Here is a 13,869-nt window from a genome sequence, read left to right as displayed (position 1 = left end):
GTGGTGAAGCTGGAAAAAAGAGAGGCTGAGTGATGACGGCGGCAGGGGGAGCAGATGCCATTGCCGCCTTCAATCCGCTGCGCCCGCGGTTGACACGGGTTGCCTATCGCATGCTGGGCTCAGTAGCAGAGGCCGAAGATATCGTGCAGGAGGCTTTCCTGCGCTGGCTCGATGCCAATCGCGATGAGGTTCGCGAGCCCGCCGCCTTCTTGCACCGGATCGTGACGCGACTTTGCCTCGATCAATTGAAATCGGCGCGGCGCCGGCGCGAGACCTATATAGGACCGTGGCTGCCGGAGCCGATCGTGGTCGCGCCGGAAGATGAAGTCGACGATGTCGCGCTGCCGCTGATGCTGGCGCTGGAACGGCTTTCGCCGCTCGAACGAGCGGTGTTCGTGCTGCATGACGTCTTCGGCGTCGGCTTCGAAGAGATCGCCGCCACCATCGGACGCAAACCTGCGGCCTGCCGTCAGCTTGCCAGCCGGGCACGGGCCAATGTCCGGAGCGCGCGGCCGCGCTATGCCTTGCCGCCGGAACACGGCCTGCAGATCGCCTCCGCCTTCTTCATGGCGTCGCGCAGCGGCGATATCGAGGCATTGCGGGCGCTGCTGGCTGAGGATGCAACCGTCTATACGGACGGTGGCGCCAAGGCGGTGGCGCCAAGGCGGCCGATCATCGGTCGCGACAAGGTGACAAAGCTCTTTGCGGCACTGGCGCCGATCTTCACCGCGCATATGTCGCGACTGCTGCACTACGGCTTGATCAACGGATTGCCGGGCTTTGTCAGCATCGAGGAAGACAGCTGGCTACAGACCACGGCTCTTCAGATCGAAGATGACAGGATCACCGCGGTCTATGTGACGCGCAATCCCGAAAAGCTCGCGCATCTGGAACAGAACGCCCTGCACTAGGGCGCATCACACTCACAACCCGCCCGTTTCACTATCCGCAGCCCCACTGCGGAGGCGGGCATCTGTATTTCAAATCAGAGGAGATCGACCCATGACAGAGATACGTATCGCCATCGTCTACCACAGCGGCTACGGCCATACGGCGCGGCAGGCAGAAGCAGTGAAAGCCGGTATTGACGGGGTCGCCGCCGTCAGCTGTCTGCTGCTGACGGCGGAGGAAGCGCCGAACCGTTGGGACGATCTCGCCGCGGCGGAGGCGATCATCTTCGGCGCGCCGACCTATGTCGCCGGACCGTCTGCCGCCTTCAAGGTCTTTCAGGAGGCGAGCTCACATGCGGTCATGGCGAGAGGTTATCGCTGGAAGGACAAGATCGCTGCCGGCTTCACCAATTCGGGCTCCCAGGCGGGCGATAAGCTCGCCACCCTGATGCAGATCGCCCTCTTTGCCGCCCAGCACGGCATGCACTGGATCAATCTCGACCTGCCGCCGGCCAACAATTCCTCCTTAGGCTCGAAGGAAGAGCTCAACCGGCTGGGTTTCTGGCTCGGTGCGGCCGCGCAATCGAATGTCGACGAGGGCCCTGACCTCGCGCCGCCTGAAGCAGACCTCGCGACTGCCCGCCACCTCGGCCAGCGAGTCGCCGAAGCAACGCTGCAATTCGTGCGCGGGCGCGGCTGAGCGACATCTGGCGGAGGATCACGTCAGAGAAAACCGATCCACCTGCCGGCCACGACGGCTGCGATCCATATCATCGCAGAAAGAGCTGCGGAGAACCGCATGGCGGGACGGACGATGCCGATCGTGATTGCGGTTCGCCATCCCTGCCCTGCATGAACCAGGAGCACATTGAGGATGCCGAAAGCGATCAGTCCGAGCTTGGCGAGGAAGGCGGGATTGGCCGCATATTCGCCGGGGCGGACGCTGAAGAGGCAGAAGCCGGTGAGCAAAGCCAAGGCGAGGCCGACGCCGGCCGAACGGGACAGGAATGGCGCGACGACCTCCACCGGCACCTTACCAAAAAAACCGGCGAGCCTGAGATCAAGCGGCAGGATGGCGCCGACCAGAAGGCCAATCGCCAGGATATGGGCGGCATTGACGAACATGTAGAGCGTCGCGGAGCGTCGCAGCTCGACCGCAAGCGTCGTGGCAGCCAGCCATTCGAGAAGCTCCATCACGAGGCGTCAGTTCGTCTGGATGCGTTCCGGATAAATATCGTAGCGCTTTTCACCAATCGTGATGCGCACCGCCTTCAGCCGCTTCTCTGTGCGGTCCTGCGACCGGTTTCCGAGTGCTATGACCTGATCGCCAGGCTTTGCGACACCTTCCACGAAACCCGCGCGTTCCGTCTGGCGCGGATTGCCGAGTTCGACGCGCCAGACACCGTCATCGACGGTTGCGACATCGAGCGTCGGATGCGGCCCGCCCATCGATATTTGCTGGATGATGCCGCGAAGCTCTATCTGGTCGGCTTCCGCCCATGACCAGCCGTGATGGGCCGCAGCACCGGTTGCAACTGTAGCCGACAGCAGGACAGCCGCCAGCGCTCTCTTTCCCGAAAGTGCAAACATGGTGTTTCTCCCTACCCGAATGCACGGGCAGGTGGAGCATGTCAGGCAGATGGAAAGGTCACTCACCGAATCTTGAAGGCCGGTGAGAATGGATCAGGCAAGCAGCCGGGTGACTTCCGCACCGCGTTTGGTGCCGACGGCATCGGCGATCGTCGTGGAGAACAGCACTTTGCGGGTGGCATCCGCTACCTTGGCGAAGACGTGGCGAATTTGGCAAGTCTGCTCGCCGTCGCAATCATCGCACTTGCGGTAGGCGGTGATCGACAGGCAGGGCAGCGGCGCGATCGGGCCATCGATGATGCGCAGGATCTCGCCGAAGGTGATGCTGTGGGCCGGCTTCAGCAGCAGGTAGCCGCCCTGCTTGCCGCGGCGGCTGACGACGATGCCGTGATGTTTGAGGTCGAGCAGGATCTGTTCCAGAAACTTCTTCGGGATCTTTTGCTGCACGGCAATGTCGGAAATCATGACGGGTTCGTCGGCCGCAGCTTCCGCCAGAACCGTCAGCGCCCGCAGCGCATATTTTGCCTTTTGCGTAATCATCTCGGACCGTCGACACACACAGAGCGGTGTCGAATCCCGACATCGCCAAAAAAGCTAATTGCCTCTATTGCACGGCCAGCATGAACGGAATTTGAACAAGCCGGAAAAGCCTTGAGAGACAAGTATTTTGGCCCTGTTTTTCACCCTCGGCCAACAGCTGATAATCTATGTCAAAAGAGGACAATTTTCATCATCGCCGCCATCAATTCAGATTTCCAATTGACAGGCGCCGTGTAACACTACTATTTCTATAGACATTAAGTTCGAGGCGCCATTTCTGCGCCTGCGGCTGCTTTTCTGCATTGCGGCAGGATGGGAGAGATATTTGCTCCGCTAAGCAGTCCTTTCGAAATCCCTTTTTCTGTCCGATCCGTCCTTCAGCTGTAATACTCCGGCCAATATCAAGGACAGGATCCCCCATGACTGTTATCAATCCGATCGAAGAAGCCGAGGCTTTGGCTGACAAGCTTTCGGGTCTCGACCTCGCCGGCCGGCTTTCGTTCGTCGCCGGCCTTGGCGGGCGTGTGGTCTTCACCACCTCGCTCGGCATCGAGGACCAGGTCATCACCGCCGAGATCGGCACGCATCGCCTGCCGATCGACGTTGTCACGCTGCAGACAGGGCGGCTTTTCCCCGAAACGCTCGCGCTGATCGACGAGACCGAGAGCCAGTACGACATTCACATCACCCGCTATGAACCGGAGCAGGCCGATATCGACGCCTACGCGGCGAAATACGGCATAAACGGTTTCTATGAGAGCGTCGAAGCCAGACATGCCTGTTGTGGCGTGCGCAAGCTGAAGCCGCTTGCGCGGGCGCTGGCAGGCGCAACAATCTGGATCACCGGCCTGCGCCGCGGCCAGTCGGCCAACCGCGCCGAAACGCCCTTTGCCGAATATGACGCCGAACGCCACCTTCTGAAGGTCAACCCGCTCGCAGACTGGGATATCGAGAAGACCAAGGCCTTTGTCGCCGACAATTGCGTGCCGGTGAACCCGATGCATGCACGTGGCTATCCCTCGATCGGCTGCGAGCCCTGCACGCGCGCCATCAAGCCCGGCGAGCCGGAACGCGCCGGCCGTTGGTGGTGGGAACAGGATGAGAAGCGCGAATGCGGTCTGCATGTCGCCGAAGAGGCGACCGCGATCGCCGTGCAGCAATAAGAAGTCTGGAGTACGAAATGCCCGATACCCGTCAGGATACGGAACTGAACAATCCGCAGAGTGCCAAGCCGCCACTCGACCCGCATCTGAAAGCCCTGGAAAACGAAGCGATCCACATCTTCCGCGAAGTTGCCGCCGAATTCGAGCGTCCGGTGATGCTCTATTCGATCGGCAAGGATTCCTCCGTCCTGCTGCATCTTGCCCGCAAGGCCTTCTATCCCGGCCGCGTGCCCTTCCCGCTGCTGCATGTGAATACCGGCTGGAAGTTCGCGGAGATGATCACCTTCCGCGACGAGATCGTGAAGAAGTACGATCTCGATCTGATCGAGCACATCAATCCGCGCGGTGCAGCTGAAAACATCACGCCCTTCACCTATGGATCGGCCCGCTATACCGATATCATGAAGACGGAAGCGCTGCGCAATGCGCTGGATGCCGGCCAGTACGACGCCGCCTTCGGCGGCGCACGGCGCGACGAGGAAGCCTCCCGTGCCAAGGAACGCATCTATTCCTTCCGCACGCCCGACCATCGCTGGGACCCGCGCAACCAGCGCCCGGAGCTCTGGAACGTCTATAACGGCCAGATCCGCAAGGGTGAAAGCGTTCGCGTTTTCCCGCTCTCGAACTGGACCGAGGTCGACATCTGGCGCTATATCCAAGCCGAGGATATTCCGATCGTGCCGCTCTATTTCGCGGCCAAGCGCCCCTATGTCGAGCGTGACGGCATGATGATTGCGGCCTCCGATCCGCGCCTGGAACTGCTGCCCGGCGAAACGAAGCAGGAAGACTTCATCCGCTTCCGCACGCTCGGCTGCTTCCCGCTGACGGGCGCGATCCGCTCTACCGCCACCACCCTTGAAGAGATTATCGCGGAACTGGAGATCGCCACGGTTTCCGAGCGCCAGGGCCGCGCCATCGACCGTGACCAGTCCGGTTCCATGGAAAAGAAGAAGCGTGAAGGATATTTCTGAGATGACTGCAGCAGTTCCCGCAAACGCCGTCGCCGTGCCCGCCGCCGAGCCACTCAAGGCCGTGCGCGACTCGCGCCCGTTGCGCCTCATCACCTGCGGCAGCGTCGATGACGGCAAGTCAACCCTGATCGGCCGCCTGCTCTGGGACACCAAGGCAGTGAAGGAAGACCAGGCGGCAACGCTTCGCCGCGATTCTACCGGCAAGCAGAACGATCTCGGCCTGCCCGATTTCGCGCTGCTGCTCGATGGGCTGCAGGCCGAGCGTGAACAGGGCATCACGATCGATGTCGCCTATCGCTATTTCTCGACAGACAAGCGCTCCTTCATCGTTGCCGACACGCCCGGCCACGAGCAGTATACCCGCAACATGGCGACTGGCGCATCCACGGCCGATCTCGCCGTGCTGCTGGTCGATGCCCGCGCCGGCATTCTCGAGCAGACGCGCCGCCACGCGACGATCGCATCGCTGCTCGGCATCAAACAGTTCGTGCTTGCCGTCAACAAGATCGACCTGACGAATTACGACCGCGCCGGCTTCGACAAGATCACCCACGAGTTCAAGGAATTCGCACTTTCGCTCGGCGTCAAGCAGATCACCGCGATCCCGATGTCGGCGCTGAAGGGCGAAAACGTCGTCTATTCCGGCCAGGCAGCAATGCCCTGGTATAGCGGCCCGACGCTGGTCGAAACGCTGGAACATGCAACCGTGCGCTCCGGCCAGACGACCGGTTTCCGCCTTTCGGTTCAGCGTGTTTCGCGTCCGGGCGAAAGCTTCCGCGGCTATCAGGGCACGGTTGCCGGCGGCAATGTGAAGCCAGGCGACAGCGTCATGATCCTGCCCTCGGGCATGGTTGCAAATGTCACAAAGATCGTCACCTTCGATCTGGTGCGTAATGCGGCAGTTGCCGGTGATGCGATCACGCTCGTTCTCGACCGTCAGGTGGACGTCGCACGCGGCGACATGATCGTTTCGATCGACTCGCAGCCGCAGACCGGCCTTTCCTTCGATGCACAGGTCGTTGCGCTGCAGCCTGAGGGTATCGAGGCCGGCAAGCGCTACTGGCTGAAGAGCGGCTCGCGCCGCCAGCGTGTTCAGGTCGAGCCCGTCAGCCAGCTGGAGCTCAAGACCGGCACATGGAATTCCGCCCAGCGGCTTTACATGAACGCCATCGGCAAGGTGCGTCTCGTTTTCGACGAAGCGGCAATCTTCGATCCCTACGAGCAGAACCGCGCCACCGGCTCCTTCATCCTGATTGACCCCGAGACCAACAACACCATCGCCGGCGGCATGGTGACCGGCAAGCGCGCCGATGTCAGCGGCTTGCATGGCAATGATGCCCGCGTGATCCTGTCGCTTCCGGCCGACCTTGCCGAGCAGATCATGGCAAGCGAGTTGTTCGCCAAGCGTAGCCACGAAGCGGAGGTGCGCCGCATGACGGCCTCGGAAGCGGCCGAGCTCTGGTCGAGCGCGGCCAGCGATATCTGAGAAAAAAGGGGCCAGTCGGCCCCTTTTTATTGCTTCAGCATCGAGCGCGTCGACCCGCGCTCGATGATCGAAAAGCCGAGATCGACCCTGTGCTCCTCCGCCGGCTCTTCGCGGATGGCGCGTAGCAGCATATCGGCAACCCGGCGGCCAAGATCATAACGCGGAACATGCACCGTCGTCAGAGATGGCGAGGTGAACTGCGCGAATTCCAGATCGTTGAAGCCGCAGATACCGAAATCATCGGGCACGCTGATACCGCGTTCATTGCATTCGATCAGCGCGCCGAGGGCGAGATCATCATTTTGCGCAAGGATCGCATCGAGATCCGGCACCCGCTCCAGCAGCTCGCTGAACAGGCGCCGTCCGAGACCAATGCTGGTGGAACCGTCTTCGCCGTGTGTCAGCGAAGGATTGTCGAGACCGGCCTGGCGCATGGCCTCCTCATATCCCGCACGACTGCGGCGCGAGCGGATATCGCTGAGCCCGCCAATGAAACCAATCCGCTTGTACCCTTTCGACAGAAGGAACCGGGTGGCGGCGGCGGCGGCGACATGATGCGACATGCCGACAAGCAGCGTTTCCGGCGGCTGGCTGAGATCGGCAACGTGGGCGACCGGAAAGGCGGCCGCATCCATCAGCGTCGCAAGGCCGTCGTAATATTCCGCGTTGACGAGGATGATCCCGGCCGGCTTCTGCGCCAGGAAGGATTTGAACTGGTTGATCTCCTGATCGACGTCGTTGAGCGTGTTGGCATATTGCACGCGCAGATCCGTAGCGCGCAACCGCTCCTCGATGCCCATCATCACACCCGTGAAGCAGGGATGATGAAGCGACGGCGTGATGACGCCGACGATGCCGCTGTGGCGGCCGGCAAGAGCGCGGGCGGCAAGATTGGGGATGTAGCCCATCTCGTCGACTGTGCGCAGGATGACCTCTCGCAACTCTTCAGAGACGATTTCGGGATTGCGAAGCGCACGCGAGATTGTGATCGGACTGACCCCTACCCTCTTTGCAACATCACTCAGCTTTACATGGGAACCGCGCTTCTTTTCCCGCCCCGGCTTCACTGAATCCCTCATCGCTTCCCGCATGCCGCCGCGAGCCCGGCCCTTCGCCGATTCGCAGTTTTCTCTTTCTGAAGAAAAAATAATTTAGAGTCTACTAACATTTTAACGTTCCGCCTCAACCAAACCGCGAAAAAACATGAACAACCGTTGCGAATGGTTCGATTTAATACGCGCTGGCACGCCGGCGGATCACGGGAAAGTGGGATATATTTTACTATTCTGGCGCCCCACGGTGCGGGCAACAGCAGACGCCGGGAGAATTGCGTCAATGCTTGGTCAGACAAGATTAAATTATAGTAATGTCTTACGATACCGTAATACAAACATGATCAATGTTTAATTTGTAAATCCCGCGGAACGGGTCATATAGGTATCAAGCGCCAGTTCTTCCTGAACATAGTATTCGCCACATCATACAGGCGAAATCCAGGTAATATACGGCAAAAACTGACGCCAATACTTATCGACGCCAAGGTCCATGGCACGGAACCAAGACGCCATTCAATGCCAACGCTCTCGCAAGGGACTTCCACCATGTCAAACATTCTTCGCAAGCATCGGGCCGCAGCACTTGTCGGAGCGGCCATCGTTCTCGGCGCGGCCTCCCTGCCCTTCGCCATCTCCTCTTCCTCGGCGGCTCTTGCTGCACCGGCCGAGACCGGCGGCATTCTTGCCTCCAACGGCTCGTTTGCTTCCATCGTCGATGCCGACAAGCCGGCCGTGGTAACCATCACCACCACGATGAAGGCGACCGACGCCAGCGCCGACAGTTCACCGATGGACGAGCAGTTCCGCCAGTTCTTCGAACAGCAGGGTATTCCTCTACCGCACCAGGCACCACAGCAGCAGCAACCGCAGCAGCATGCCATGGCGCTCGGCTCCGGCTTCGTCATCAGCCCCGACGGCGTGATCGTCACCAACAACCACGTCATCGACAATGCCATCGACATCAAGGTCACACTCGATGACGGCACCGAACTGCCGGCCAAGCTGCTTGGCGCCGATGCCAAGTCCGACCTCGCGGTTCTGAAGGTTCAGGCTCCGCATCCGCTTGCAACGGTCGCCTGGGGCGATTCCGACAAGCTGAAGCTCGGCGACCAGATCCTTGCCATCGGCAACCCGTTCGGCATCGGCACGACGGTGACGGCCGGCATCGTCTCGGCCCGCGGCCGTGACCTGCACAGCGGCCCCTATGACGACTTCATCCAGATCGATGCACCGATCAACCACGGCAATTCCGGCGGCCCGCTGGTCGATCGTGACGGTAATGTCGTCGGCATCAATACCGCCATCTACTCGCCGAACGGCGGCAGTGTCGGCGTCGGCTTCGCCATTCCTTCGTCTGAAGCAAAGACGATCGTTGCCAAGCTGCAGAAGGACGGTTCGATCGATCACGGCTATCTCGGCGTGCAGATCCAGCCGGTCACGCAGGATGTCGCCGATGCTGTCGGCCTCTCCAAGGCTGAAGGCGCACTGGTTGCCGCCGTTACCAACGGAACGCCTGCTGCACATGCCGGCATCAAGACGGGTGACATCGTAACCGCCGTCGGCAGCGAAAATGTCAAGACGCCGAAGGACCTGTCGCGCCTGGTTGCCGACCTGTCGCCGGGTGCGAAGGAAACGCTCGCCGTTTGGCGTGACGGCAAGACGGTGGATCTCAACGTCACCGTCGGCGGCAATGAAGACACCCAGAAGCAGGCTGCCGTCGAAAGCAGCGACGACCAGGGCCAGGCTGCCGGCCAACCGAGCCTCGGCATCGGCCTTGCCGACCTGACGCCCGATGTCCGCCAGCAGCTTAATCTGCCTCACAGCGTTGCCGGCGCAGTCGTTGCCAACGTCAACCCGGACAAGTCGGCCGCAGCGGCCGGCATCCAGCCCGGCGACGTGATCGTCTCGGTCAACGACAAGCCGGTGCATGATGCCCGCGACGTCAAGACCGCCGTCGCCGATGCCGGCAAGTCCGGCCGCAAGTCGGTGCTGCTCCTGATCGAACGCGGCGGCAACAAGACCTTCGTGGCCGTGCCCTTCGCCGCCGCTTGAAGGGCATCCACGTGAGCGCTGCGCCCGGACCAGATCCGGGCGCAGTTGTTTCTAACCAAGCATCAACTTCAGATCGGCTGCCAGTCTTTGAACGGCAGCCGCTTCCGCTTGCGAGATACCAAAGAGGATGCCGGGGGCAGATTTGCCGATAAAGAAACCCGACATCGGCATCAGACCATAGCCTGATGCATTCACCTTCCCGACGACCGCCCGGTCATCCACCGTCTCATCGCGAAACCAGGCAGCAAGCTGCAGTCCGCCATTGCCGCCCGAAATGACAAGCCTTCCGCCAAAATGGCTCTCCAGCATCCTGATCGTCCGGGCCATGCGCTCGGCATATCGTTGGTTCATGCGCCTCAGATAGGCGCGCAGACGGCCCTCATTGATGAAATCGGCAAGTGCCGCCTGAATATGGGTGGAGACGGCAACGCCCCTGCGATGCAGCGCCTCCGAAGCCTCTGATACCAGCCAGCGCGGCACGACCGCATAGGCGACACGCAGGCCAGGCGCCAGCACCTTCGAGAAGGTGCCGACGTAAGCCACGACCTCCGCCCTGTCGATGCCCTGCAAGGCGGCTATCGGCCGCGAGCCATATTGAAAATCGCTGTCGTAATCATCCTCGACGATAAGGCTTTCGTGACGGCGCGCTGCCTCCAGCAGCGCCAGCCGGCGCGGCAGGCTGAGCGTGGCACCGGTCGGATATTGATGGGATGGCGTCACATAGATCAGCGCCGGCTGCGGGCCTTCCGCCCGGGAAACGTCGATGCCGTGCTCGTCGCAGGGAATCGGCACGATGTCGGCGCCGGCATCGACAAGCAGCAAGCGCGCAGCATTATAGCCGGGATCTTCCATCCATGCGGTCTTGCGCCCGCTCCTGCTCAGCATTGACCTCGCTAGCATGTCGATCGCCGCGCGCGTGGAGGGCATGATCATGACCTGCTCCGGCTCGGCGACCACGCCGCGCGTCGCCGAGATATGCTCGAGGATGGCTTTGCGTAGTTCGCGGATACCGGTCGGGTTCTCATAGCCGAGATGATGGCTGCGCAGCGAACGGCTGCAGGAAGCGAGGTGGCGGCTCCAGGCGGCATGCGGGAAATCCGATACATCAGTCACACCGGGCCGGAACAGGCCACGATAGGAAGGCTGGTCCGATCTCTTTTCCTCAACGTGAGCGCGATCCTCCCGCTGCCGTTCCGGCCGCATGCGTTCGAGTGCGGCAACCCGCGTCGCAGCACCCGCAGAGGCCTCGATATAACCTTCGGATCTCAGGCGGTCATAGGCCTCTACCGCCGTGGAGCGTGCAACACCGAGCGAAGCCGCAAAGGCACGGGTCGATGGCAGCTTATGGCCGGCCGGAAGCTGGCCGAGCAGGATACGATCGCGCAGGCTTCGATAGATCTGTCCGGTCAGGTCACCGCCGTTTCGATCGAGGCTCAGCCATGTGGGTGCCGATGTCATGCGTCAACTGGTCTGCCAGAAAGTTCAAAACTGGACTTTTACTCCAGTCCATTTGCAAGGCAAGAGCAGTCGGAGTTCAATGCATAAGCTCAATGGAATGACGGATATGACAAAAGATCTTGCCGACTGGAAGGGTGTTGCCCGCCCCGCCCGCGCCCCGATTGAAGGCCGCTACACCCGTCTGGAACCGCTGGACGCCGCAAAGCACGGCGCCGATCTGCTCCGCTCGGCGCAGCAACCGGGCGCGGAGGACCGCTTCCGCTATCTCTTCGAAGCAGCACCGGCTGATATGGCAGCCTTCACGCCCTGGCTGGAAAGGTCCGTCGCAAGCGAAGACCCTTTGTTCTTTGCCGTCATCGACAAGGCAACGGGACGCGCCGAGGGCCGGCAGGGACTGATGCGCATCGATACCGCCAATGGTGTCATCGAGATCGGCAATATCCTCTGGGGACCTGATATCGCCCGCAAGCGCGTGGCGACCGAAGCGCTCTATCTCTGCGCCGATTATGTCTTCGACACGCTCGGCTACCGACGCTTCGAATGGAAGTGCAACAATCTCAACGAGCCGTCCAAGCGCGCGGCACAACGCTTCGGCTTCGCCTTCGAAGGCATCTTCCGCCAGCACATGGTGCAGAAGGGCCGTAATCGCGATACCGCCTGGTTTGCCATGACGGACGGCGATTGGCCGAAGCTGAAGGCCGGCTATGAGGCATGGCTGGCGCCCGAAAACTTCGATGCCGAGGGACAGCAGAAGAGCAAGCTCAGCTTTTAAAAACGCTCTGGTGGCGGCAATTAAAAAGCCGCCGCCCCGATGACAATAACTTCATTGCTACCAATATGTTCATGGGTCCCAATTGAGGTTAAGGGTTGGGCCTTTCACGCAAAGCACGAAGTTATTCTGTCAGGAGCTCATATGACCAGTTCGTCCGAGTACACGCCCCCCAAGATCTGGACCTGGGACAAGGAAAGCGGCGGCCAATTCGCCAGCATCAACCGCCCGATTGCCGGGCCGACCCGTGAAAAAGAGTTGCCGATCGGCCGTCACCCGCTGCAGCTTTATTCACTTGGAACACCAAATGGCGTGAAAGTGACGATCATGCTGGAGGAGTTGCTGGCGCTGGGCCATAGCGGCGCGGAATATGATGCCTGGCTGATCAGGATCGGCGATGGCGACCAGTTCGGCAGCGGGTTCGTCGAGGTCAACCCAAACTCCAAGATCCCGGCGCTAATGGACCGCAGCGGCGAAAAGCCGGTGCGCATCTTCGAATCCGGCGCGATCCTCACCTATCTCGCGGAAAAATTCGGCGCCTTCCTGCCGACCGACCCGGCCAAGCGCGCCGAATGCTTCTCCTGGCTGTTCTGGCAGGTCGGCAGCGCGCCCTATCTCGGCGGCGGCTTCGGCCATTTCTACGCCTATGCGCCGACCAAGATCGAATATGCGATCAACCGTTTCGCCATGGAAACCAAGCGCCAGCTCGACGTGCTCGACCGGCAACTTGCAGAGCGCGAATATATTGCTGGCGACGAGTTCACTATCGCCGACATGGCGATCTGGCCCTGGTATGGCGGCCTCGTGAAGGGCTGGATGTATGGTGATTCCGCCGAATTCCTGCAGGTGCAGGAATACAAGAACATGAAGCGCTGGGCTGACCTGATCGGCGAACGCCCGGCCGTCAAGCGTGGCCGCATGGTCAACCGCGTCAGCGGCGAGCTCTCCAGCCAGCTCCACGAACGCCATGACGCCAGCGACTTCGACACGAAGACGCAGGACAAGCTGCTGGCAGTCGGCTGACGACATCAGAAAGGCAGGCGCGCCGTTACGACGGCGTGCCTGCCCTTGCCAAAAAACGGCGCCAGGCCGAAATCGCAAATTTTCCCACTAAAAATTATGGGTTTTTAAGCGAACTGTACCGAATCCGGCAAAAGTGCCCTCGCCTCATTCTTCCAGTCTTGCTGAAATGCCCAAGCTCTCCTGCCACCTTTCGGAGAGCTTTCCCCATCTACCCCGCCGAAAGCCACCGGCGGGGCTTTTTATTTCGAGCATCTGGGAAATCTCTTGGCCGTGTCAGAGCGGGCTGACGCCAACAATCACATTCATAGCTCAGGTGAAAAAGCTTTCGCTCTAACGCCACTTCGGCTGAGGCGTGGAAGCGTTCGCCTGGATCTCGTGGAGTGGCGCCCGATGGCCCAGGAGCTTCTTCAGCTTCTTCTCCTCGGCCGGGCCTATCCCGAATTTTCGGCAATGCTCCGTGATATCCTGATCTTTCGGGCCGGGGATTCGAACTTGTCGATTGTTCATCTTCTTCATTGACGCTTCCTCCTCCGAAGGAAACCAGCTTAGCGCCAATTTGTTCGTTAGCAACATCTAAAATTTAACGTTTTGGCTATTTCAAATCGGTGGGCGGAGGAGGAAACAGAGCCTGTCGGGCTACGGTGAATACCGGCGCCAGTGAGGTCGGCCTTGCTGATCCTGATGCCGGTGACCCTTAGGTTGGGCGATTTTGGACAATGGCGTAAAGCCGGCCGCGGACAGCTGGGGCTACCGCGGATCGGTGGTGACCGACATGAACAGCCGTGTCGTTAGCTGGGCCACCAGCAATCTGAACTTGGCCGTTCAGACCGTCGGCTATTGGGATCGCCGCGGGAAGGACGATTGAGGCGGCG

General features: G+C 60.8%; 15 protein-coding genes. 9 read left to right on the top strand and 6 right to left on the bottom strand.

Annotation, left to right across the window (positions count from 1 at the left end):
- The first annotated feature begins 32 nt into the window (after positions 1-32).
- The gene (locus AC1DTN_RS30075; protein WP_477923868.1) at positions 33-911 is read left to right on the top strand and encodes a sigma-70 family RNA polymerase sigma factor; all 879 of its coding nucleotides are present in this window, start codon (positions 33-35) and stop codon (positions 909-911) included.
- Positions 912-1,002: 91 nt separating this feature from the next.
- Positions 1,003-1,590: a flavodoxin family protein gene (locus AC1DTN_RS30070; protein WP_477923866.1), complete on the top strand. Its 588-nt coding sequence runs from the start codon at positions 1,003-1,005 to the stop codon at positions 1,588-1,590.
- A gap of 23 nt (positions 1,591-1,613) precedes the next feature.
- On the opposite strand, the gene AC1DTN_RS30065 is transcribed toward AC1DTN_RS30070, so the two are convergent.
- From AC1DTN_RS30065 to AC1DTN_RS30055, 3 genes are all read right to left on the bottom strand, one after another.
- Entirely contained in the window at positions 1,614-2,087 is a 474-nt protein-coding gene (locus AC1DTN_RS30065; protein ID WP_477923864.1) for a DUF6644 family protein, read from the bottom strand.
- A gap of 6 nt (positions 2,088-2,093) precedes the next feature.
- Positions 2,094-2,480: a DUF6152 family protein gene (locus tag AC1DTN_RS30060; protein WP_477923862.1), complete on the bottom strand. Its 387-nt coding sequence runs from the start codon at positions 2,478-2,480 to the stop codon at positions 2,094-2,096.
- 93 nt (positions 2,481-2,573) lie between these two features.
- Positions 2,574-3,020, bottom strand: a complete 447-nt coding sequence (locus AC1DTN_RS30055) for an RrF2 family transcriptional regulator (RefSeq protein ID WP_007818882.1) — start codon at positions 3,018-3,020, stop codon at positions 2,574-2,576.
- Between the two features lie 419 nt (positions 3,021-3,439).
- Between AC1DTN_RS30055 and AC1DTN_RS30050 the strand changes: the two genes are divergently transcribed.
- The 3 genes from AC1DTN_RS30050 to cysN are packed head-to-tail and all read left to right on the top strand — an operon-like array spanning position 3,440 to position 6,640.
- Positions 3,440-4,183, top strand: coding sequence for a phosphoadenylyl-sulfate reductase (locus tag AC1DTN_RS30050; protein ID WP_477923860.1), 744 nt, complete (start codon positions 3,440-3,442; stop codon positions 4,181-4,183).
- 17 nt (positions 4,184-4,200) lie between these two features.
- Positions 4,201-5,154, top strand: a complete 954-nt coding sequence (gene cysD, locus AC1DTN_RS30045) for a sulfate adenylyltransferase subunit CysD (protein ID WP_113323134.1) — start codon at positions 4,201-4,203, stop codon at positions 5,152-5,154.
- A 1-nt stretch (position 5,155) separates the two neighbouring features.
- Entirely contained in the window at positions 5,156-6,640 is a 1,485-nt protein-coding gene (gene cysN / locus AC1DTN_RS30040) for a sulfate adenylyltransferase subunit CysN (protein WP_439014297.1), read from the top strand.
- 26 nt (positions 6,641-6,666) lie between these two features.
- Here cysN and AC1DTN_RS30035 read toward each other — a convergent pair whose 3' ends face one another.
- Complete coding sequence (locus AC1DTN_RS30035) at positions 6,667-7,719, bottom strand: LacI family DNA-binding transcriptional regulator (RefSeq protein ID WP_477923857.1); 1,053 nt, start codon at positions 7,717-7,719, stop codon at positions 6,667-6,669.
- Positions 7,720-8,241: 522 nt separating this feature from the next.
- Between AC1DTN_RS30035 and AC1DTN_RS30030 the strand changes: the two genes are divergently transcribed.
- Entirely contained in the window at positions 8,242-9,747 is a 1,506-nt protein-coding gene (locus AC1DTN_RS30030) for a DegQ family serine endoprotease (protein WP_113323132.1), read from the top strand.
- A gap of 51 nt (positions 9,748-9,798) precedes the next feature.
- Here the strand turns inward: AC1DTN_RS30030 and pdxR are convergent, their stop codons facing one another.
- Positions 9,799-11,205: a MocR-like pyridoxine biosynthesis transcription factor PdxR gene (gene pdxR / locus AC1DTN_RS30025; RefSeq protein ID WP_477923854.1), complete on the bottom strand. Its 1,407-nt coding sequence runs from the start codon at positions 11,203-11,205 to the stop codon at positions 9,799-9,801.
- A 106-nt stretch (positions 11,206-11,311) separates the two neighbouring features.
- Between pdxR and AC1DTN_RS30020 the strand changes: the two genes are divergently transcribed.
- Positions 11,312-11,977, top strand: coding sequence for a GNAT family N-acetyltransferase (locus AC1DTN_RS30020; RefSeq protein ID WP_113323131.1), 666 nt, complete (start codon positions 11,312-11,314; stop codon positions 11,975-11,977).
- A gap of 141 nt (positions 11,978-12,118) precedes the next feature.
- A complete protein-coding gene (gene yghU / locus AC1DTN_RS30015) occupies positions 12,119-12,997 on the top strand; it encodes a glutathione-dependent disulfide-bond oxidoreductase (RefSeq protein ID WP_439014293.1) in 879 nt (292 codons plus the stop codon).
- A gap of 330 nt (positions 12,998-13,327) precedes the next feature.
- Here the strand turns inward: yghU and AC1DTN_RS30010 are convergent, their stop codons facing one another.
- Positions 13,328-13,513, bottom strand: a complete 186-nt coding sequence (locus AC1DTN_RS30010; protein ID WP_310378195.1) for a hypothetical protein — start codon at positions 13,511-13,513, stop codon at positions 13,328-13,330.
- 193 nt (positions 13,514-13,706) lie between these two features.
- Between AC1DTN_RS30010 and AC1DTN_RS30005 the strand changes: the two genes are divergently transcribed.
- Positions 13,707-13,862 carry a hypothetical protein gene (locus AC1DTN_RS30005; RefSeq protein WP_477923852.1) on the top strand — a complete coding sequence of 52 codons (156 nt, stop codon included), beginning with the start codon at positions 13,707-13,709 and terminating at the stop codon, positions 13,860-13,862.
- Positions 13,863-13,869 lie beyond the last annotated feature (7 nt).

This window comes from Rhizobium sp. 01T444 (genome assembly GCF_056398305.1).
Note: the sequence above shows the minus strand (reverse complement) of the source record. Positions and strands in the feature narration are given on the sequence as shown.